We start from the raw sequence: 1109 nt of genomic DNA, 5'->3' as shown, positions 1-1109 counted from the left end.
ATTAAGTTTTGAGTAATCACTTTACGTCAGTTCGAGTGCTTCGACGTTAGGAGAAGTGTATCGAGAACAATTATGAGTGATTATTATTTTTAAGCTTCTCGATACAATTTGCTCATGCTTCACAAATCACTCGAAGTGACGATGCGGAAATAAGAGGTGAAATATTGTTATTAAGTTTTGAGTAATCACTTTACGTCAGTTCGAGTGCTTCGACGCTAGGAGAAGTGTATCGAGAACAGCTATGAGTAATTGTTGATTAAAAGCTTCTCGATACAATTTGTTCATGCTTCACAAATCACTCGAAGTGACGATACGGAAATAAGAGGTGAAATATTGATATTAAGCTTTGAGTAATCACATTACGTCAGTTCGAGTGCTTCGACGCAGGAGAAGTGTATCGAGAACCCATAAACAAATAAAAACTCAATCAAATTTTTTCTTTGCTAAATTAGGAAGGTTTTCAAACTCATTATTTATAACTGCTTCTTTTTTAGCTTTCGACCATTTTTTTATTTGTTTTTCTGTTGAAATAGCAATATTAATATCTGTAAACTCTGCATAAAATTTAAGATGAATTGGTCGTCTAGAGTAAGTGTAACTTTCAGGATGTTTTCCGTATTTATGTTCTATTAAACGTTTGTTTAAATTTGACGTAACTCCTGTGTAATAAGTATTATCAGAGCATTCTAAAATGTATACATAAGACAATTTCATTTTTAAATATACATATTTTTAAGCTTCTCGATACAATTTGTTCATGCTTCACAAATCACTCGAAGTGACGATGCGAAAATAAGAGGTGAAATATTGATATTAAGTTTTGAGTAATCACAACACGTCAGTTCGAGTGCTTCGACGCTAGGAGGAGTGTATCGAGAACAATTATGAGTGATTATTATTTTTAAGCTTCTCGATACAATTTGTTCATGCTTCACAAATCACTCGAAGTGACGAAGCGGAAGTAAGACGTGTAATATTGATATTAAGTTTTGAGTAATCACTTTACGTCAGTTCGAGTGCTTCGACGTTAGGAGAAGTGTATCGAGAACAATTATGAGTGATTATTATTTTTAAGCTTCTCGATACAATTTGCTCATGCTTCACAAATC

Annotated in this window: 1 protein-coding gene; it reads right to left on the bottom strand. The window is 33.2% G+C overall.

Annotated features, from left to right (window positions below; genetic code table 11):
• Positions 1 to 423: 423 nt before the first annotated feature.
• Complete coding sequence (locus tag ACVC5O_RS11625) at positions 424 to 714, bottom strand: GIY-YIG nuclease family protein (RefSeq protein ID WP_452221651.1); 291 nt, start codon at positions 712 to 714, stop codon at positions 424 to 426.
• Positions 715 to 1109: the final 395 nt, after the last annotated feature.

It is taken from the genome of Lacinutrix salivirga, from assembly GCF_053604675.1.
Note: the sequence above shows the minus strand (reverse complement) of the source record. Positions and strands in the feature narration are given on the sequence as shown.

Coding starts and splice junctions, on each gene's coding strand:
- ACVC5O_RS11625 (WP_452221651.1), bottom strand. CDS start 714: ATGAAATTGTCTTATGTATACATTTTAGAATGCTCTGATAATACTTAT.